Origin of the sequence: Neoakkermansia glycaniphila (assembly GCF_900097105.1) — a bacterium.
In the GTDB taxonomy this organism is placed as follows: domain Bacteria; phylum Verrucomicrobiota; class Verrucomicrobiia; order Verrucomicrobiales; family Akkermansiaceae; genus Akkermansia; species Akkermansia glycaniphila.
In genome coordinates, this window is sequence record NZ_LT629973.1 from 1,216,943 (window position 1) to 1,237,855 (window position 20,913).

At 58.5% G+C, this 20,913-nt stretch carries 20 protein-coding genes; 14 read left to right on the forward strand and 6 right to left on the reverse strand.

Going from position 1 to position 20,913, the window contains the following annotated elements; translation table 11 throughout:
• The first annotated feature begins 11 nt into the window (after positions 1–11).
• From PYTT_RS05105 to PYTT_RS05115, 3 genes are all read left to right on the forward strand, one after another.
• Entirely contained in the window at positions 12–344 is a 333-nt protein-coding gene (locus PYTT_RS05105; protein ID WP_067773408.1) for a hypothetical protein, read from the forward strand.
• 176 nt (positions 345–520) lie between these two features.
• Entirely contained in the window at positions 521–1,030 is a 510-nt protein-coding gene (locus PYTT_RS05110; protein ID WP_067773411.1) for a DUF4211 domain-containing protein, read from the forward strand.
• A 4-nt stretch (positions 1,031–1,034) separates the two neighbouring features.
• Positions 1,035–2,543, forward strand: coding sequence for a hypothetical protein (locus PYTT_RS05115; RefSeq protein ID WP_067773414.1), 1,509 nt, complete (start codon positions 1,035–1,037; stop codon positions 2,541–2,543).
• A gap of 51 nt (positions 2,544–2,594) precedes the next feature.
• On the opposite strand, the gene PYTT_RS05120 is transcribed toward PYTT_RS05115, so the two are convergent.
• Both PYTT_RS05120 and PYTT_RS05125 read right to left on the reverse strand, forming a co-directional pair.
• Positions 2,595–3,113 (reverse strand): tetratricopeptide repeat protein, encoded by a 519-nt coding sequence (locus tag PYTT_RS05120; RefSeq protein ID WP_172801770.1) that lies wholly within the window; start codon positions 3,111–3,113, stop codon positions 2,595–2,597.
• A 20-nt stretch (positions 3,114–3,133) separates the two neighbouring features.
• A complete protein-coding gene (locus PYTT_RS05125) occupies positions 3,134–4,372 on the reverse strand; it encodes a peptidase U32 family protein (protein ID WP_245741082.1) in 1,239 nt (412 codons plus the stop codon).
• A 228-nt stretch (positions 4,373–4,600) separates the two neighbouring features.
• On the opposite strand from PYTT_RS05125, the gene PYTT_RS05130 reads away from it, so the two are divergent.
• The 5 genes from PYTT_RS05130 (at position 4,601) to PYTT_RS05150 (ending at position 9,568) form a co-directional block, all read left to right on the forward strand.
• The gene (locus PYTT_RS05130) at positions 4,601–5,749 is read left to right on the forward strand and encodes a serine/threonine-protein kinase (RefSeq protein ID WP_083076483.1); all 1,149 of its coding nucleotides are present in this window, start codon (positions 4,601–4,603) and stop codon (positions 5,747–5,749) included.
• Positions 5,736–6,338 carry a DUF4019 domain-containing protein gene (locus PYTT_RS05135; protein WP_067773426.1) on the forward strand — a complete coding sequence of 201 codons (603 nt, stop codon included), beginning with the start codon at positions 5,736–5,738 and terminating at the stop codon, positions 6,336–6,338. The genes PYTT_RS05130 and PYTT_RS05135 overlap by 14 nt, the downstream gene beginning before the upstream one ends.
• 84 nt (positions 6,339–6,422) lie before the next feature.
• Positions 6,423–7,466: a DUF4019 domain-containing protein gene (locus PYTT_RS05140; RefSeq protein ID WP_067773429.1), complete on the forward strand. Its 1,044-nt coding sequence runs from the start codon at positions 6,423–6,425 to the stop codon at positions 7,464–7,466.
• 316 nt (positions 7,467–7,782) lie between these two features.
• Positions 7,783–8,823, forward strand: a complete 1,041-nt coding sequence (locus PYTT_RS05145; RefSeq protein ID WP_067773432.1) for a DUF4019 domain-containing protein — start codon at positions 7,783–7,785, stop codon at positions 8,821–8,823.
• A 19-nt stretch (positions 8,824–8,842) separates the two neighbouring features.
• On the forward strand, positions 8,843–9,568 hold the full coding sequence (locus PYTT_RS05150) for an RNA polymerase sigma factor (RefSeq protein ID WP_067773435.1): 726 nt from the start codon (positions 8,843–8,845) through the stop codon (positions 9,566–9,568).
• A gap of 154 nt (positions 9,569–9,722) precedes the next feature.
• On the opposite strand, the gene pdxH is transcribed toward PYTT_RS05150, so the two are convergent.
• Together pdxH and PYTT_RS05160 are read right to left on the reverse strand one after the other, a co-directional pair.
• Entirely contained in the window at positions 9,723–10,361 is a 639-nt protein-coding gene (gene pdxH / locus PYTT_RS05155) for a pyridoxamine 5'-phosphate oxidase (protein WP_067773438.1), read from the reverse strand.
• Between the two features lie 93 nt (positions 10,362–10,454).
• Positions 10,455–10,967: a ferritin gene (locus tag PYTT_RS05160; RefSeq protein ID WP_067773454.1), complete on the reverse strand. Its 513-nt coding sequence runs from the start codon at positions 10,965–10,967 to the stop codon at positions 10,455–10,457.
• 170 nt (positions 10,968–11,137) lie between these two features.
• On the opposite strand from PYTT_RS05160, the gene PYTT_RS05165 reads away from it, so the two are divergent.
• From PYTT_RS05165 to PYTT_RS05185, 5 genes are all read left to right on the forward strand, one after another.
• Entirely contained in the window at positions 11,138–11,422 is a 285-nt protein-coding gene (locus PYTT_RS05165; RefSeq protein WP_067773441.1) for a hypothetical protein, read from the forward strand.
• A gap of 49 nt (positions 11,423–11,471) precedes the next feature.
• A complete protein-coding gene (locus PYTT_RS05170; RefSeq protein WP_067773444.1) occupies positions 11,472–12,128 on the forward strand; it encodes a hypothetical protein in 657 nt (218 codons plus the stop codon).
• A 98-nt stretch (positions 12,129–12,226) separates the two neighbouring features.
• On the forward strand, positions 12,227–13,402 hold the full coding sequence (metK, locus tag PYTT_RS05175; protein ID WP_067773447.1) for a methionine adenosyltransferase: 1,176 nt from the start codon (positions 12,227–12,229) through the stop codon (positions 13,400–13,402).
• A gap of 14 nt (positions 13,403–13,416) precedes the next feature.
• Entirely contained in the window at positions 13,417–14,829 is a 1,413-nt protein-coding gene (ahcY, locus tag PYTT_RS05180) for an adenosylhomocysteinase (protein ID WP_141675725.1), read from the forward strand.
• A gap of 26 nt (positions 14,830–14,855) precedes the next feature.
• Entirely contained in the window at positions 14,856–16,082 is a 1,227-nt protein-coding gene (locus PYTT_RS05185; RefSeq protein WP_071133303.1) for a bifunctional folylpolyglutamate synthase/dihydrofolate synthase, read from the forward strand.
• A gap of 59 nt (positions 16,083–16,141) precedes the next feature.
• On the opposite strand, the gene PYTT_RS05190 is transcribed toward PYTT_RS05185, so the two are convergent.
• Together PYTT_RS05190 and PYTT_RS05195 are read right to left on the reverse strand one after the other, a co-directional pair.
• Positions 16,142–17,305, reverse strand: a complete 1,164-nt coding sequence (locus tag PYTT_RS05190) for an ankyrin repeat domain-containing protein (RefSeq protein ID WP_071133304.1) — start codon at positions 17,303–17,305, stop codon at positions 16,142–16,144.
• A 124-nt stretch (positions 17,306–17,429) separates the two neighbouring features.
• On the reverse strand, positions 17,430–18,455 hold the full coding sequence (locus PYTT_RS05195) for a hypothetical protein (RefSeq protein ID WP_071133305.1): 1,026 nt from the start codon (positions 18,453–18,455) through the stop codon (positions 17,430–17,432).
• A gap of 250 nt (positions 18,456–18,705) precedes the next feature.
• Between PYTT_RS05195 and PYTT_RS05200 the strand changes: the two genes are divergently transcribed.
• On the forward strand, positions 18,706–20,892 hold the full coding sequence (locus tag PYTT_RS05200; protein WP_071133306.1) for a family 20 glycosylhydrolase: 2,187 nt from the start codon (positions 18,706–18,708) through the stop codon (positions 20,890–20,892).
• Positions 20,893–20,913 lie beyond the last annotated feature (21 nt).

Here is a 20,913-nt window from a genome sequence, read left to right on the forward strand (position 1 = left end):
CAATCGAACACATGAAAACACACATCCTCATACCTGCCGCCTCCGGCCTCTGCCTGATCCTTGCCGCCTGCTCCGACAACAGCCCGAACGGCCTCTTCCGGCAAACGATCTCCATCCTGAACGACATCCGCGACAAAGAAAGCGCCGATCTGGCAGCTCCGGAACTCGAACGCCTGATGTCGGAAATCAAACAAGTCATGCACAGCGAACCGTACAAGGGACAAAGCATGGAAACACTGATCGAAAAAAACACGCGTGAAGCATTCGAAACGCAAATGCAGCGCATCATGCACGCCCGCGCCTACGGATCGAAAAAATTGGCCGAAATCTTCCGCTCCAAATAACCGTCTGCAACCTCCCGGACACACCTCCCGACCATCCGCAAACACACATCATTTTTTTATTGACACGAACTCAGCAATACATTATTATCCAATATGAAACGAATCTCTCTTTCCGATTGTAGAAACGTTTCATCCCGTAACCGCGCGTCTCCCCGGATGTTGAACCCGCACATCGCATGAAACTCCTCACTTCGCTACGCCACCTGTCCGTGCTCATCGCCATCCTGCCATGCCTCCGGGCACTGACTCTGCATGCCGCACCCCCGGCAGCCTCCGCCACCATCAGCGAAGACCGCAAAGCCGCCATCGAAGAACTCATCGCCATCGTCAACGAACTCGACACCCTCCTCTCCGGAGTCAAAAGCAAATCCGATGCCGATGCTGCCGCCACCCGCATCCCCGCCCTGCAAACGCGCATCATGCAGCACAACCGGGCCGTCATCGGCATCACTCCCTACACGAAAGCCCTCTACAACGAAGTACAGGCCAAGTACGGCGCCAAGGTACAGGAAGCCTTCCGCAAACTGGAAAACACACTCTCCTCCCTGCAGCGGTCCCGATTTTACTCCTCCAACGACCTCAAAAAGGCGCTAACGTACGGCATGTCCCACCCCTACTTCTACAACAGGCGGCTTGATGGCACCTACATCAACCCTCCCACAGCCTCCTCACCGTCCGCCTATTGACACCATGGCCATACACATCGAAAACACCCCTTCGGCACTGGCCTCGTTGAAAACACGCCTGAAGCAGGCACGGCTGGTCTCCCTCTCCGTCACCCTCCTCTGCCTCCTCCTCTCCGCAGCCATCCTCTACTTCTGCGTCAAACTCTTCGAAACCACTCCCCCCGCCCAACTCACGCACTACATTCCACCCAACGACGCACCCCCCAGCCAGCAAGCCCCTGTCACCAAACAACTGCAATCCCGCCCCGCAAGCGCCGCATCCTCCATCGCACCGTCCATCGCCGTTGCCGCAACGGCCGGCAGCATCGCCATGCCCCAGATCGACATCTCCCCTCCTGAACAGGACTTCGGCACCGGCGAAGTCATCGCTGCCGGATTCGGCAACGGCTCCGTCAGCACCGACCTTGGCGCCGGAGGATACGGCATGGGCAGCGAACAAGCCGGAGCCTCATCACTCGCCGGCACCCTCTACGACCTCAAGCAAACCCAGAGCGGCGCACCCTCCATCTACGCGGAAAGCCAATCCAACGCCGAAGTCGTCAAACTGCTGGCCGACTTCTACAAAAGCAACTGGAACGCCTCCCTACTGGGCCGCTTCTGGAAATCGAAAACGAAACTGTACACCTCCTGCTTCTACATGCCCAACAGCGAAGACAAAGAAGCACCGCACGCCTACCGCTGCTCGGACACCATGAGCGAATCCCGCTGGGTTGCCATCTACAAAGGAAAAGTCAAAGCCCCCAAAACCGGCCGCTTCCGCTTCGTCGGCATCGGCGACTCCGTCATGGCCGTCCGATTCAACAGAAAAAACGTCTTCCAGTGCGGCTTCCACTCCCTGCAGGACGGCACATGGGAAACCCACCGCAAACAACTCTTCGACCGGGGAGAAGACACCGTCACCTACCCCGGCATCGACTACTGGTGCAAACTCTTCCAATGGAACGCCGGAAGAGCCCACATCCCCATGCCCGAAGGCATGACGACAGACATCGAAGTACCCACATACCGGGTCGTCGGCACGAGAAAAGTCAAAGTCCCCATCTATGAAGACGGCCCCATCGACCCCGGCCGCGAACGCAAAATCATCGGCGAACGGGAAATAGAACAACCCATACACGATGGATCCCAATACGGCACCGCCACTGACACCGAACTCCTGTGCCGCTCCCTCTACGCCCTGCGACTCGACACCATGGAACCCAACAACCTGCCGGGCGGCTTCGAAACAGGAGACACCTTTCAGGTAAAAGCCGGACAATGGTACGACTTTGAAATGCTCATCTCCGAAATCGGAGGCGGCAAATTCGGCTTCTGCCTCCTCATCGAAGACCTTGACGACACCAACCCGAACCGCACGGACAAAGGAACCCCGCTCTACCAGCTCTTCCGCACCAACTTCGTCTCGCCGAGCGCGGAAGAATTCTACAGCGCCATCAACTTCCCCGTCCCCGACGAAGAACGGGTAGACCCGCCCTACGACCCGGACAGCCTCATCTGGGAGGCCAAAAACTGAACGGCGACCAGCCTTCCGCTTCGGCAAGAAAACCGCTCTCCGCCTGACCGATCAACCCTCAGGCACCTCTTCCGCACCAAGCTCCTTGGCACGAAAATACAGCTTGGCGGCTTCCTCCAGATCCTTCTCCACGCCCGTCCCTGCCGTATAATACTCGGCCAGATAAATCATCGCGTCCACCTGCCCGTTCTCGGCGGCCAATCGGTACCATTTTGCAGCCTCAGCCCGATCCACGGGCACACCCTCGCCAAGCTCGTAGCAATTGCCCACATTGCACTGGGCATTCGCATAGCCCTGCTCCGCAGCCTTCAGATACCAGCCGAACGCCTTCTCCTTATCCATCGGCACCCCGTTACCGAAACTATAGCACAAGGCAAGCGCGGCCTGCGCCAGCATATACCCCTGCTCCGCAGCCTTCGCATACCACCCGGCAGCCTCTTCCTTATCCTGCTCCACGCCATACCCGTTCGCAAAGCAGGAACCCAGGCGGAACTGCGCCTCCGGCTCACCCAACTCGGCGCCCATGCGGTACGCCTTCACCAACTCGTTCCATGAATCATCCTTCATCATAACAGAAAAAACTCCCGGCATCATGCCAGTGCCCGAGGCTGCACCAGATACACACGATCATTCCTCCGCACCCGCTCCGGCACAGCCACATACACCGTCGCTCCCTTCGGAGCGGCAGCCACACGCTGCGTCACTCCATCCACATCCTGCCGCATCTCCGCCACCTCCACGCGCAAAGCCCCCGTCGAAGGCCCGCACACCAGAATCGACTGCCCCTCCTCCAGCCCCAGAGCCTCCAGAAACAGCTCCGCCACCCCATTCTTCGCATAAAAACGCGTCACCTTCGCCGCATGCACCCGCTGCTCCGTCGCACGGCTATTCGAACAGCCGCTCCACTCGCCCCACGCCTCGCCCAGATAATACCCGCCGTGCCAGAAATCGCGATTGAACACCCCGTGCAGCTGCGCTTCCCATGCCTCCACCCGCTCCGGCGTAAACGCCCCCTCCCGGCAAGCCTGCACAGCCTCCTTATACACCCGCGTCACCGCCGCCACATAATCCTCGGACCTCCCACGCCCCTCCAGCTTGAACACCGACACCCCCGCATCCACCAACTGATCCAGCACGCGAATCGTACAAATATCCCGGGGAGACATCACATACTTGTTATCGATCTCCAGCTCGAACCCCGTCTCCGCATCCGTCACCTTATACGCCCGGCGGCAAAGCTGATAGCACGCCCCCCGGTTCGCCGAAGAATTATACCCCGCAAGACTCATATAGCACTTGCCGGACACCGCAATGCACAACGCCCCGTGGGCGAACACCTCCACCCGCACAAGACCGCCCGAAGGCCCCCGCACATCCTCACGCTCAATCCCCTCGATAATATGCCGAATCTGCGAAAGCTTCAACTCCCGCGCCAGCACCATCACATCCGCAAACGCCGCATAAAAACGCACGGCCGCCAGATTGCACACATTCGCCTGCACCGAAATATGCACCGGCAGCCCGATCGAATGCGCATACGAAATCACCGCAATATCGGAAGCGATCACCGCATCGATCCCGGCCTTCAACGCCTCATCGCACAGCGCACGCATCTCCGCCATCTCCTCATCGTACACGATCACATTGCACGTCAGATAAGCCTTTGCACCCGCCGCATGGCACAGCCGCGCCACCTTCCGCAAATCGTCACGCGTAAAATTGGCCGAAGCGCGAGCACGCATATTCAACTCGCCCACGCCGAAATACACCGAATCCGCACCGGACCTCAACGCCGCCGCGAGAGATTCAAACGAACCCGCCGGAGCCATAATTTCCAAAACATCACCGCAAGCCATGCACACACAGAGTAAAGGAAAGCCCGCCTCCCGTCAAGCACGGGAACCTGCACCATCATCGGCAGGAGTCTGCCGGACGCCTCTCCCCGCGCATTCCCCCTCCGCCGCCGTGAATAAGATTGCCACCTCACCCTCTTTTATTGTAACAATAGAACATGCTTCCGTCTTTCACCACTGGAAGCCATCATCCCCTTCCATCCCATGCACCACTCACCAGACCACAACCTCCCCCAGGGAATGAACCCCGCAGACCTCCTCCGGCAGGGCATGCGGCCGGACACCATCGGAGACAACGCACAGCCCCCCTTCCATGCTCCCTCCCTCGAAGAACTCGCCCCGCTCTTCCCGGAACTCGACTTCATCAAACTGATCGGAGAAGGCGGCATGGGAGCCGTCTACAAGGCCAGGCAATGCGCTCTCGACCGCCTCATCGCCCTCAAAATCCTGCCTGAAGAAATCGGAGGAGACGCCGCCTTCTCCGAACAATTCACCCGCGAAGCCAAAGCCCTCGCCACACTCAACCACCCCAACATCGTCGCCATCCACGAATTCGGCAAAAAGGACGACCTCTACTACATCGTCATGGAATACGTGGACGGCACCAACCTGCGAACCATCATGGAACGCGGCCTCATCAACCCCAAAGAAGCCCTCGCCATCGTCCCCCAAATCTGCGACGCCCTCCAATACGCCCATGACCGCGGCATCGTCCACCGAGACATCAAACCCGAAAACATCCTCCTCAACAGAGCAGGCACCGTCAAAGTCGCCGACTTCGGACTCGTCAAACTCGTACCGGCACAGCGAACCTCCGCCACCGGCGGCATCGCGCAGCAGGAAAACTCCAATGCGTCCGTCCTCACGCGCGACGGCAAAGTCATGGGCACCCCCGCCTACATGGCTCCCGAACAACTCGAAACACCATCCGACGTCGACCACCGGGCAGACATCTACGCCCTTGGCGTCGTCTTCTACCAAATGCTTACAGGAGAACTCCCCGGCACACGACTCTCCACCCCCTTCCGCAAAAACGCGATCGACGCTCCTTTGAACGACATCGTCCGAAAAGCACTGGAAAGCGACCCCGGCAAACGCTACCAGCAGGCCGGCATCATGAAAACGAGCCTCGAAACCCTCTCCGCCACCCCTCCCCACCCAACCTACCTCAACTGGCGGCTCACCGCAGGCGGCCTCATCGGCATCGCAGCAGGCGCATCGCTCGGCATCTATGCATCTCCGGCCTTCATCCATAAGGGAACCTTCGCCACCCTCATTGCCGCTGGAGCCATCCTCTTGGCAGCCTCATTCCTCATCCATCGGGCCATGAAAAAATCACATGAAAACACATAATCTCACAAAACACCTGATACCCCTCCTCTTCGCCTGCGGCACCTTCTCCCTGACCACGGGAGTCATCGCAGCCGTCCAGAACGACCGTACCGAAACCGGCAAAGAACCACCATCGGACGAAATATCCCAAGCCGTTCAAACAGCCCAATCATGGCTCTCACTCATCGACGCAGGCCAATATGAAAAAAGCTACAACCAAATGGATAAACACATCGGCAACCACAACCTGACATTGCCCGACTGGGCAAAATCCTGCAACAGCATGAAAACGCACTTCGGCATCATCACCGGCCGCCGTTACATCAAAATCGAAATGCTCGCCGAAACCCCGGGCTTGCCGAAAAACTCGTGGATGATCGTCACATTTCACGCTGAAACATCGGCTCCTCTGATCAGGGAATACATCAAGGCCACCGGCACAGGAACAATACCGGGAGGCATTGCCGCCTCCGAGGGAAAACTGATCGAATCCGTCGTCCTTATCAAACAACCGAAAAACGGTGAATGGCTCCCTGCCGGCAGAATCCTCGACATTCCGGAAGCTCGCGACCCGGCCATGATTCCCTCAAAACCGCTCCTCGAACAATAATCCTCACGAAAACCCACACAACTCTTTACACGCATTCGTCCCCGACAACACAGCTTCCATATCCACAAACAATTCCACATCATCATGAAAGCAACGCTCAAAAACAAATACCTCGTCCCCCTCCTCTTCGCCTGCGGCACCCTCTCATTCACCACAGGAGTCGTCGCAGCCGTCCAGAGCGCCTCCACCGCCTCGAAAACGGGGGCACAGGCTCACCAAGAAATCCAGCCGACCGACTTCGCTCGCACATGGCTCGAACAAATCGACGCAGGCCAATACGAAAAAAGCTACAACCAATTTGACGGATCCGGCAAAACCAACCGCTCCCTGGCCGACTGGACGACAACATGGAACACATTGCAACAACAGTTCGGTACAATCAACAACCGGCAACACCAGAAAACGGAATCCTGCCGCACCCTCAAAGGACTGCCGGACGGAGACTATACGCTCGTCACCTTCAAAGCCTCGCCATCCTCCATGCCCTTGCTCACCTTATTCGAACGGCTCGTACTCGCCAAACAGCCGGACACCGGAACATGGACCGTCGCCAAAGAAGAACTGCTCTTCACCACTTCAAACCGGGATCAGCCGGACGCAGCCTTCATCCTTCCCGGCATGGAACAGGCAGCATCCGGCAGCGCCGCTCCAGATAATCCCACGGCCGATGCCGAAGACTTGGCGCAATGCTCCGCGGCCGCTCTGGCATGGCTCGCCTTGATCGACCAGGGCAAGTACAACGAAAGTTACGTGCAACTCCCTTTCAGCCTCAAAGAAAACTGTTCCCCCGCTCAATGGATATCGTGGATCAAAAATCACCGGCCCGACCTCAGCTCTCCTTCCGAAAGAGATTTGATTATCAAAAGGGAACAGATCACCGATCCCGACAAGAGATACAGCATCACCCGCCTCGAAGAGGAATGGGTAGAAACTCACGACGGCAAAAGTGCAACCTCACCGGCAGAGGATCAGGAATACAATGCCCGCACGATCCAGTTCTCGACCCGCTCATCCCGCTACGACGGAATCACCATTGAAACGGTGATCGTATATCGTCGCACCAACGGAGCATGCAAAGTGGCCGCCTATTATGCGGAGCAACTCCCATCCGACGAGCCCCTTCCATAACCAGTCGCCCCACGCTCCTGTAAGCCGATCATCAAAGAAAGGCGGCTTACAGGACCGACCAACCACCGCACACAGACGCACGGCCATGTCATCCTGTTACCTCGCTGTCCTCCTGCTCGCCGAACACTCCTTGCCCTCCTCGGCGCCTGCCGCACGGAGATTACATGACCGCCACCTTTGAGGCCGTCGAAACCGCCGTACTGGTCAGAGGACAAGGGAAAAACGGAAAACAGCTCCAAGGCGGCGACTGGAACCCTCTCAAGCACGACATTCAATAAACCGCTCGGAATCAAACAACGACCACGAAACAAACAAAATGAAAACACCAAGGTGCAAACAGCACATCGTTTCTGCCCTCTTTTCCTGCGGCACCCTCTGCCTGACGACGGGCATCGTCGCCGCCGTTCAACAGAACCAGGCAGAGACCACCCGGCAAACACATCTCGAAACAAAGCCTGAACAACAAACGGATATACCGGAACAATGCATTCAGACGGCTCAGGCATGGCTCCGGTTGCTGGATACGCTCAAATATGATGAAAGTTACAGGCAACTGGCCGATGCAGCCAAAACACACATGCCTTCCTTGAAATGGACACGCAGGCTCCAATGGCTCAGAACGCATTTTGGCGAAACCATCGAACGCACCTTGATCACCGACCGAAACAGACAAAAAAAATATTCCATTCCCGACCATGATCTGGACCCCACCATGATCCAGGGAAACAAGATCAAACTCCACTTTGAAACCACCCTCACCGGAAGCGCCCCCGTACTCGAAACGGTATTCATGCAGCAGCAAAGCGATGGAACATGGAAAGTCTATTCATACGACGCTCAACCTTTGTCCACGGATCCGGACACGATAACCTCTCCATCCCGGCAAACGGATCAACCTCCAGCACCAATCGGAAAAGGAGCGGAAGAACCATGCGTTAAAACCGCCATGGCATGGCTGGAACTCCTTGATAGCGGAAAATATGAAGAATTCTATGCGATATGGAAAAAAAGCTACGTCAAACAGGAAAACATCGTCCCGTATTTTCCCTCAGAGAAAGAATTTATACGCATCATGGCCACCTGCCGGGGAGCTGCGGGACCGGTCATCTCACGGCAATGGAAAGACACCAACCCCGCCCATTTTCACGTAGAAAATGAAGCGCAAGAACTATTGCAAACGCAAAAAGAACAGAAATTCGACTTCATCAGCATCCGCTTCGCGACATCCTGCATCGTGGACAAAAACACGGCGGAACGCATAGAAACAGTGACCATGTACCGTTCCAGGCCGAACGGACAGAACACGAACCCCGGTCCTTGGAAATTCTACGGATACGACATCAAACACATCCTATAACCACCCTCTGCACCACCCCATGAAAAACGACCGGACACACGGCACCTTCTCCACTACCCGCTGGACACTCGTCCTGCGGGCCGGAGACTCGGAAGGACCGTCCTCCGAAACGGCATGGCAGCACCTCTGCAAAATCTACTGGTACCCCCTGTACGCCTATGCCCGGCGCAACGGAGCCGCCAAAGAAGATGCCGAAGACATCGTACAGGGCTTCCTCCTCTCCCTGTTCGAACGTCAGGACCTGAACCGCGTCTCGCCGGAAAAAGGAAAATTCCGCTCCTTCCTGCTCGCCTCGCTCAAACACTACATCTCCCACGCAGCCGACAAAGCCAAAACCCTGAAACGCGGCGGAGCGGCACCGCACCTCTCCCTCGACTGGGAACAAGCCGGAACACGCTTCGAAATCTCCGACACCACCTCCGGCACCCCGGATGAAATCTATGACCGCGAATGGGCTTTCGCCCTCCTCCAGAACGTACTCGAACGCCTCCGCTCCGAATGGCAGGCCAAACACAAGGAAGCCCTCTTCGACCTCCTGCAAATCTTCCTCACCGTCGACAGGGACGATGCCAAATACGCCGAAACCGCCGCCAGCCACGGATTCAGTGAAAACTACCTGCGCGTCAACACCCACCGCCTCCGCAAACGCTACCGCGAACTCCTCCGCGAAGAAATCGGACAAACCCTGAAAAACCGGGACATGATCGAAGACGAAATGCAAGCCCTCTTCAAAGCCTTCACCTGAACACAACGCAGCAGAATAACCCCTCGTTTTTGCACGAAATCGAGAAAACCGCTGATGCCTCGCGGACGGATCACACCAATGCCTCAAGCTGGGCAACCCGCACGCGACTCTCGGGCAACTCAATCATACCTAGGCCATTTCATACAGAAACGCCTCACGGCTGCAACCGCTCAATCGTCCACGAACCGTCTTCCTGCTTCGTATACATGAAACGGTCGTGTACGCGGCCGGGGCCGCCTTGCCAGAACTCGAAATGGTGCGGCACAATACGGTAGCCGCCCCAGAACGAAGGCAAAGGAATCTCCCCATTGGAAAACTTGTTCTTCAACTCCTGCAACTTCATCATCAGAAGCTTGCGGCCGGAAACAACCGAACTCTGCTGCGACACCCACGCACCGAGCTGCGACTCCTTCGGGCGCGACATGAAATACTTCAGCGACTCCATGCGCGAAATCTTCTCGCAACGCCCGTAAATGATCACCTGCCTCTCCAGCACCACCCAGGGCAGCATCATGCACGTCTCGGGATTCTCCGCGATCTCATGCGCCTTGCGGCTCCCGTAATTCGTGAAAAACACGAACCCCTCCTCATTGAAATACTTCAGCAGCACCGTACGCAGGGACGGGCGGCCGTCCGCCGTGGCCGTAGCCAGACTCATCGCATTCGGCTCCGGAATGCCGGACTCAAGCGCCTGCTTGAACCACAGATCGAACTGCCTGAACGGATCTTCCTGCAAATCCTTGCGGTGCAACGTACCTTTGAGATACTCCTCTCTAAAACTCGACAAATCCATACGCGCAGCATATCACGAACCCGGAAAACAAACAAGCCGGGAAGCGCAGCATCGCGGCAGCGCATCCCCGGCCCGGAAAACAACATCACCGGCTCAACCCTGCGATGCCTGCGGCACGTAGGCGCGCTTCGCCAGCTCCGCATCGATCAACAGCAGGCTTTGGCCGCAATCGCGGGCGAGGCGAAGCTTATGGATAATATCCGTCACATTCTGCTCCTCCTCCACCTGCTCCGTCACGTACCACTGAAGGAAAATCTCCGTCGCATAATCTCCCTCCTGCTTGGCCAGAGCGACCATATTGTTCACACTGCGCGTCACGAGACGCTCGTGCTCAAGGGCAAGCTCGAAAATCTCGCATGCCGTCTTGGCGTCGTACTGCGGTGCATCCACTGCGGGGACGACAATCTTCGCATCGCGGGCAATCAGGTAATCGATCAGCCTGAGGGCATGATCGTTCTCCTCCCGGTACTGCACGCGCAGCCAGTGGGCCGCACCGGTCAACCCGGCTTCGTGCATGGCGGAAGACATCGACAGGTAGAGATTGGCTGAATCCATCTCCAGCTTCACCTGTTCATTAATCGAATTGATAATCGTTTGATTCATCATAAAATTGAAATTGGGGTTATCTGCAAGCATACTAGAACAGCCCCCGCAAGGATGCGAGCAGATAAACTAACATTTATTCCGGCCCTTCCGTCCATGCTTGCACAGCCGCCCGCCAACCATCCCGGCGCATCCCAACTTGACAACACATTTTCCTTTGTTACACTCGAACCATGAAACCGCACCGGGGAATTGCCATCCTGTCCGTCCTCTTCTGCGCCTCATGCCAGGTGCAGCAATACATCGACAACGAAGACCTGCGCATCTACAACACGCCCATCGGCAAAACGAAACTCACCCGCCCGGCAGCCGCTGCCGCACCGGAAACGCAGGCCTCCATCCCGGCAAACACACCTGCCGCTCCCGCCACTCCGGCGCCTGCCGCCCCCGCACAGCCGCTCCCTCCCTCCATCCAATCCGGTTCCGACTGGACGGAAGAAACCCCGGGAGCCATCTGAAACTCCGCCCGGCATTGACAACCACCCTGCCGGCGCCTACAATACGCACATGCTCCGCCACCTGCGACTCATCCTCCTGACCGCCGCCGCGGCGACAGCCTGCACCAGCTGCTCCATCTGCCGCACCTCACTCGACGTCGCCGAACGCGGCACCACCTACGAAGGCTACGAAATCACCGGGGTGGACGCCGTCTGGCAAAAAGGAGGCAACTACTACGTACGCTGCCCGCACAAGCAATTCCGCCTGCACTACCCGTGGGTCAAAGACCCCGTCTTCCGACCGGAACTGCAACCTGCCTACATCCCCCTTCAGCAGGAAGGCGAAACCCTCTACGCCTTCCACCGCATCTCGCCGGACGTCGCCTACGCCCTCGTCCACACCAACGGGTTCGACATGCTCAACCAGCTTCACACCGAACTCGACGCCACCCCCGATGCGTGGATACCGGAACCCTCCTTCTCCGCCTCAGGCGCACGCCGCATCCCGTCCAAAGCAATCGTCGGCGACAAAGACAAACCCAGCCTCCAGACTGCCGCCATCCGCAGCGAAAAGGAAACCTCCTCCGCCTGGGCATGGCAGACGCTGGCCGTACTCGATGCCATCATTGTGGACATCCCCGGCACCGCCCTCTACAACATCGCCATGCCCCTCATCGCGCCGTACCGCGTCATTCAGGACATCTCCAACGACAACAACCTCTACTGAACTTTGCCGGACAGCCGTCTCGCATACCGATGCGGACACAAGGCGAGATTGACTTGACTGCCGATCGAGAGCATACTCGCCGGGCAAGCGCTTTTTTCATGAAAAACCCTCATATCTTTACATCCGAATCCGTCGGTGAAGGTCACCCGGACAAGGTAGCCGACCTCATCTCGGACACCATTCTGGACGCCTGCCTGGCACAGGACCCCGCCAGCCGCGTCGCATGTGAAACCCTCGTCAAAAGCAACCGCGTCATCCTCGCCGGAGAAATCACCACCTCCGCCACACTCGACATTGAGGAAATCGTCCGCGGAGCCATACGGGAAATCGGCTACTGCACCGAAAAGGACGACCCCGTCTTCCATGCGGACAACGTCACCGTCACCAACCTCCTCACCCGCCAGTCCCCCGACATCGCGCAGGGCGTAGACGCCTGCGCCGCCGCAGGCAAAGACGGTGAAGAACAGGGAGCCGGAGACCAGGGCATCATGTTCGGCTTCGCCACCAACGAAACCGAAGAACTCATGCCCGCCCCCGTCATGTTCGCCCACAAAATCATGCAAGCACTTGCAGGCGTACGTAAAAGCGGAAAAATCTCCTGGCTCCGCCCCGACAGCAAATCTCAGGTCGCCGTCGAATACGGCGAAGACGGCCAGCCACTCCGCATCCTCAACGTCGTCGTCTCCACCCAGCACACCGAAGACGTGGACATCGACGAAATCCGCCGCTTCTGCAAGGAACTCGTCCAGAAAACCCTCCCTGCCGAACTCCTCACAAAGGACACCGAATACCTCATCAACCCCACCGGCCGCTTCGTCATCGGCGGCCCCGAAGGGGACTCCGGCCTCACCGGCCGCAAAATCATCGTCGACACCTACGGCGGCATGGGCCGCCACGGCGGAGGCGCATTCTCCGGCAAAGACCCCTCCAAAGTGGACCGCTCCGCCGCCTACATGTGCCGCTGGGCAGCCAAACACATCGTCGCCGCCGGACTGGCCGACCGCTGCGAACTGCAGGTCGCCTATGCCATCGGCTACCCGAACCCCGTCTCCATCCGGGTGGAATCCTTCGGCACCGGAAAAATCGGCGACCACGCCATCGCCCGCGCCGTCGAAAAAACATTCTCCTTCAAACCTGCGGACATGATCGCCGCCCTCGGCCTGCTCCGCCCCATCTACAGCCGCAGCACCAACTACGGCCACTTCACCAAAGAAGACCTCCCCTGGGAACAGCTCGACACCGACAAACTCCACGCACTCCGCCAGGCACTCTGAACCTCTCCGCCGCCATGAACGCCACAGACACGTACGCCGTCCGCGACATCGCCCTTGCCGACTTCGGCCACAAGGAAATCGCCGTCTCCGAACACGAAATGCCCGGCCTCATGGCCGTCCGTGAAAAATACGCAGCTGCCCAGCCCCTCAAGGGAGTCCGCATCACCGGCTCCCTCCACATGACCATCCAGACGGCCATCCTCATCGAAACCCTCGTCGCCCTCGGCGCAGACGTCCGCTGGGCCAGCTGCAACATCTTCTCCACGCAGGACCACGCCGCCGCCGCCATCGCGGACAACGGCACCCCCGTCTTCGCATGGAAAGGCGAAACCCTCGAAGAATACTGGGACTGCACATGGAAAGCCCTCTCCCATCGGGACGGCCTCGGCCCCCAGCTCATCGTCGACGACGGAGGAGACGCCACCCTCCTCCTCCACAAAGGCTACGAAATGGAAAACGGCAGCGACTGGGTAAACACCCCCTCCGAATCCCACGAAGAACAGATCATCAAAACCCTCCTCAAAAAAATCTCCGCCGAACAGCCCGGCGTCTTCCACCGCTGGATGCCGGAAATCAAAGGCGTCTCCGAAGAAACCACCACCGGAGTCCACCGCCTCTACCAAATGTACGCCGAAGGCAGCCTCCTCTTCCCCGCCATCAACGTCAACGACTCCGTCACCAAATCCAAATTCGACAACCTCTACGGCTGCCGCGAATCCCTTGTGGACGGCATCAAACGCGCCACCGACGTCATGATCGCCGGCAAAGTCGCCGTCGTCTGCGGCTATGGCGATGTAGGCAAAGGCTGCGCCCAATCCCTCCGCGGACTCGGCGCACAGGTCATCGTCACCGAAGTGGACCCCATCTGCGCCCTACAGGCCGCCATGGAAGGCTACCGCGTCCTCACCGTCGAAGACACCCTCGGCTGGGGCGACATCTACGTCACCACCACAGGCAACTGCGACATCATCCGCATCGAACACATGGAACGCATGCGCGACCAGGCCATCGTCTGCAACATCGGCCACTTCGACAACGAAATCCAGGTCTCCAAACTCGAAACCTACCCCGGCATCCTGCGCCTCAACATCAAACCGCAGGTAGACAAATACACCTTCCCGGACGGCCACAGCATCTACCTCCTCGCCGAAGGCCGCCTCGTCAACCTCGGCTGCGCCACCGGCCACCCCAGCTTCGTCATGTCCAACAGCTTCACCAACCAGGTACTCGCCCAAATCGCCCTCTGGGAAAGCCGCGGCCAGCGCCCCGTCGGCGTCGAAGTCCTCCCGAAACAACTCGACGAAGAAGTAGCCCGCCTCCACCTCGGCAAACTCGGTTGCAAACTCACCACCCTCACCGAAAAACAGGCCGCCTACATCGGCGTCGGCGTCGAAGGCCCCTACAAACCGGAAAACTACCGCTACTGAACCCTCCGGCCTCGGCCACCCCTCCCATGGACGCACGGGAAACACCCCTCGACTGGCTCTACGGCATCCAGCACTTCGGCATCAAACTCGGACTGGATGGCATCACCCGCCTGCTCAGGGAACTCGGCGTCCTCTACCCCAGGGCGAACGTCGTCCACGTCGCGGGAACCAACGGCAAAGGCTCCACCTGCGCCATGATCGAAAGCATCGCGCGCGCCGCAGGCTACCGCACAGGCCTCTTCACCTCCCCGCACCTCATCGACTTCCGCGAACGCATCCGCATCTGCGGAGCAATGATCCCCGCCGCAGACCTCGACCGCCACATCACCCGCATACGCGACCACATCAAAGACTGGGACGCACCTCCCACCTTCTTTGAAATCGTCCTCGCCATCGCCCTCCTCCACTTCGCCGAAAACGAAACAGACCTCATCATCCTCGAAACCGGCATGGGCGGCAGACTCGACGCCACCAACGCCATCCCCAAAGACGTAGCCGTCATCACCCCCATCGGCATCGACCACGCCCAATACCTCGGCAGCACCCTCTATGCCATCGGCAGCGAAAAAGCCGGAATCATCTCCTGGCACCGCCCCGTCATCTCCGCCGTACAGCAGCCCGAAGCCCGCCGCGCCATCGATGAAGCCTGCGCCGCCATGGACACAGGCGTCTACTACTGCGAAGAACCCATCCCCTACACCTGCAACCTCCCCGGCGCCCACCAGCTCGAAAACGCCCGCATGGCCGTCGCCGCCCTTGCCGAACTCCCCGGACTCCTCATCGAACAACGCCACATTGCCGAAGGACTCAACAACGTCCAGTGGCCCGGCCGCTTCGAAGAAATCCGCCCCGGCATCATCATGGACGGCGCACACAACCCGCACGCCATGCACACCCTCCTCGACACATGGCACGCCACCTTCGGCAGCCGCCAAGCCACCTGCATCTTCGCCGCCTCGGCGGACAAAGCCGTCGAAGAAAACATCTCCCTCCTCTCCCCCATCGTCGGAGAATGGATCCTCCCCCCCGTCGACTCCCCCCGCATCCTCCCTCCCGCCGATGCGCAAACCCTCATCGCGGCCGCCAGCCCGGCGCCCTGCACCCTCGCCGCCACACTCCCCGAAGCCCTCCGGCTCGCCGAACAACGCCTTGCCGAAGGCTACGGCCCCATCCTCATCTGCGGCTCCTTCTTCCTCCTCGGCGAAGCCCGCGCCCACCTCACCGGCGCAGCCTACCGCCCCACCGCCCAATAGAAAGCCCGTGGACGGCGAACCGCCCACGGGTGAAGCAACAACATCCACCGAAAATTGAATCAGGGCGACTTCTTGCCGCGCTTCGCCCCTGCCTTCTGGAGCAGCTCGATCACAGCCGTAATCCTGCGCACCTGATCCTCCCTCGCAGGGAAAAATATCTTAGGATCAAGCGTCGACTTCTGCACCTCGTAGGCATAATCCAGCGGAGTCACCCCCTGCGCATCCACATAATTCACATTCGCCTTATTCCGAATCAACTCCTGCGTCGCACCCACATTGCGGTACTCGATCGCCGCATACAATGCCGTCCTCCTGGCCTCATCCCGATCCTCCTTCTTTCCGGTCGAAACCTCGTCCGGATCGTTCGGCTGATCCACCGGCACCCCGCATTTGATCAACGCAGAGATCGCTTCAGGCGAACCGGAAATCGCAAACCAGTGCAACATCGTCCGCCCTGTCGTACAGCGCATCATCGGATCGGCACCGCGATCCACCAAAAACTTCAGCTTCTTGCTTGCCATTGCAATCCTCTTCTTATCGGAAACCCCCATATCCACAACCGCACCTCGAGGCGCAGAATCTCGTACAGCCTTCCTCTCCGCCTCGGTACCATGCGGAAAATACATCCGGATATTCTTCATATAATTCCGCCAATTGCCGTTAGGATCGGCTCCATGCGCCAGGAGAAAATCACACATCTTGAGATCATTTTGCTCCAAAGCGATTCCGAGGGCGGATTCATACAGCTCTTTCTGCGGAGTCACAGCATTCATATATGCTCCTTCCTGCACCAACCGCACCACCTCCTTCATATCAACCTTGGCATGAGTGCCATCCAGACGACCTCCCCGTCCATAGGATTGACGCAAAAAACGCACCAATTCCAACCCTTTCGCCTGTGCCACCTCGGGAGACACTTGCTTGGCCTGCACCGTCGGCTTCAACTGCACCTTCTTCACCGTCAACGCGCCCAGCCTCTTCCATGCAGGAACATACCCGTTCGCCCCGGCATTGGCATACCAAAGCTTGGCCTTGGTCAGATTTTTGGCGACACCGTCGCCATTGGCATAACACTCGGCCAACTTGAACTGGTCTTCTGCCGTCCGGTCTTTCTCTTGATTTCTTGCGAAAAGAACGCGAAAATCACCTTCAGCAGCAGACACAAAACCTGTCACAGCAAGCAAAACGCACAATACACCTGTCTTCAACAAAGCGATATTCATAGGATTGGAGGGGGAGGGGACAACCGCAGCAGCTTCATCGGCAAAACCGGAATCAACCACGCGAATGCCCATTTACATTGCCTCAACCGATAACAACCGTCAAGGCAAAAATGACAAAACGCAATTATTCGACAGGAACCACCTCACCCCAGCCACCGGACAAAAAATCCGCATCGCCAGCCTCCTCCTCTTCCACTGCCCCCAAATACAAAAGAATCGTACGCGCCCGCTGCTGAATCATCCAGCTCGTCACAGCATCCACCGCCATCCCGGTAGCCGAGCCGGAAAAATATCCGATCGGCTCAACCGCCTCCTGCACAGCCAGCAAATAATCCTCCCAAGCCCTCTGCGACACGGCAAACAACTGATTCAACCGAACGGCATCCTCCTTGGAAAATTGGCTCCCTTCCACAACATCGAACACGCGAAACTGCTGGGCTTCCTCAACCATGCGAACATAAAAATCCATCTTCACACGCCAAAACTCAGACACCAGAGCCGATGCCACCCTCTGCTCCGGCAAACACCCGCCATCCTTCACCACCTTCATGCGACGCATCAACGGATCCGCCTCCTCCCAATAATCGGGCAACACAGGCAACTCTCCGACACACCACGCACTATGCCGCGCCAACTGGTACCAACACTTGGCAAACTGCATCGTCAGCATCCCCTTTCGGGCAACCGTGCGAGCGCGACTCTCCGGAGAATCGGGCCCCAGAAAAAAACGAAACATAGCCAGCTCGGCATCCCGGTAAACCAGCCAGCAACGCTCTACCTCGCCCACACGCCCGCGCATCGCGGCATAAACATCTCGCTCCCATCCCTCCTTACCGCCCGATGCCTCGGACCATTCCAGCTTTCGCTCGAACTCTGCCATCACACCTTCCACCCGATACCTCTCCCAAAACTCCCGCCACTCCTCCGCACACCTCCCGAACTCCTCCACATCACCCTCCTCACGAAACCTTTGAAGACGGCGCTCCATCGCCAACATCTCCTCCCACAGACTTCGGTCGCGCTCCCTTTCCTGAAACTTCGCAACCGGAACAAACTCCGCCTGTCCTTGCCGAACCGCAACGCGGGCATCACCATGCACGCACACGGCAGCCGAACTGCCGATCAAGGCAAGACACACACACGACAGCATAGCTTTCAAAAAACGAACACTCATCATCTTTAGGGAGGGGGGAGTATGGTTGAAACACGGCCAATCCATGCATACTGCATCGAACAAAAACGATGCGCCCTTAATCTAGGATAAACCATCACACACAGCAAGATAAAAAAAGCACACGCGCATTCGGCTTCTTCTTCCTGAAATACGCAACACGCCTCGCGAAAGAAACATCCCTCCCATAACGTATAAAATAGAAACACGTACCGTAAAAACAGGCCAAATGAACCGCTTTCTTATCCTCCTATCGCTCGCCGCGCACATGGCGGCTGCCGAACCGCAAAACGCCACACCCATCACACCAACCGGAATCCCCGCAACTGCGGGAAAAATAGCCCTCCTGCCCTACCCCTCCCACGTCGAATGGCAACCAAACACCTGCACATTTTCCACCCTGCTCTTTGAAACCGGCCAGCTTGCCAGCGGGGAACGCGCGGACGACCTTGCCGCAGAATTCAAAGACATCGCTTCCACCACAGGACTCACCCTCACAACCGCCCGCCCATCGCCTCAAACACTCACGATCGTACTGCGCACGGCTCCGGCATCGAAAATCCCGCAGGAAAGCTACACCCTCACCGTCACACCGGACCACCGAGTCGAAATCTCCTCCTCCGGCTTCGCCGGACACTTCAACGCCCTTCAGACACTTCGGCAACTCATTCTCCCTCATCACGGCGCAGCCGTAATCCCGTGCTGCCGCATCGAAGACTCGCCAGCCTTCGGCCTCCGGGGCTTCATGCTCGATGTAGGCCGCTACTACCTCTCGCCGGACTTCATCAAAACACTCGTTCGCAACCTCTCACGCTACAAAATCAACACCCTGCACCTCCACCTCACGGACGACCCGGCCTGGCGCATCCAAATCGACAAATACCCGCAACTCACCGACGCCAAAAACCACTGGCCCACCCGGCGGCCCGGGCAACACTACACCAGGGACGAACTGCGCGACCTCGTCGACTACTGCGCCCGGCTCAACGTCCAAATCATCCCGGAAATCGACATGCCCGGCCACAGCAAAACCTTCACCAAAGCCATGGGAACCCCCATGCAGAGCGAGCGCGGACTCTCCATCGTCAAAGACATCATCGACGAAACCGCGCCTCTCTTCCCCGCCCCATGGTTCCACATAGGCTCCGACGAAGTACGCGTCACCATGCAGGAATTCATCCCCGAAGCCGTCAAAACCGTCCGGAACCATGGAAAAACCCCAATCGTCTGGTACCCCGGCCATCCGGCGGATTCGGAAACCGTCTCCATGTGCTGGGGTGAAAACGAAGCCGGAGCCGATCTTCCCGCCTCAGGCCGATACATCGACAGCAACGGATTCTACCTCGACTGGATGGACAGCCAGTCCGGCGTCTACCAGATCTGGTTCCAGCAGCCGTGCGGTGTCCCGAAAGGCAACAGCCGGGCTCTCGGCTCCATCATGGCAGTCTGGTGCGACGCAGCCTTGAGCGGCGACAACCGCATCATCGAACAATACCCCTTCTACCCCTGTGCCCTCACCTTTGCCGAACGCATCTGGAAAGGCAGTGATGCCAAACGGCGCGACCTCATGGCCAACCTGCCTCAGAAAGGCACCCCTGAATGGAAAACATTCTCCGACTTCGAAAACCGCCTCATCATCCACCGCGACCGCGCCTTCGCCGGGCAACCCTTCGCCTACGTCAAACAAGCCGACATGGAATGGAGACTCATCGGCCCCTTTGACCACAAAGGCCGCAACGACACCTCCTTCGAACCCGAACAAACCGTCAAGGACGAATACGTACAGGGCAACCGCACTCTGCGATGGAAACAACAGCCCGCCATCGGCGGAGCCATCCACATCCGCCACCTCTACGCCATGTTCAACATGCACAACCACCGCTACCGCCTCGACCACTGGCCCACGCTCATGTCGAAAGACGTCGGCAAAGAACCGGGCACATGCTACGCGCAAACGCACATCTACAGCCCCAAGGCTCAGAACGTCCACCTCATGTTCGGACTCAACGGCATGTGGGGCCACACCGGCGGATACCGCACCTCGCGCGCACCGGAACAGGGAAGCTGGGACTTCAGCGGCGGCGACATCTGGCTCAACGGCCAACGCATCGCCCCGCCCCGCTGGCCCTTCCAAAGCCTGCCGTGGACCGGCTGGGGCAAAGGCCGCATCGAAGAAGCCCCTCTCACACAGGAAGGCTACTTCTTCCGCCCTCCCGTACCCATTCATCTGAAACAGGGCTGGAACACCATCCTCATTCGCAGCGTCTTCGGACACTGGAAAGGCGACAACGGAGAACGCAAATGGATGTACTGCTGCATGCCCGTCCTGTGGGACGGCATCCACTACACCGAAGTACCCGGCCTTCGCTACAGCGCCGCACCTCCTCAACAAACGCAAACTTCATCCGCCCGCTGACAGGCACCCCCCCCCTCCCGG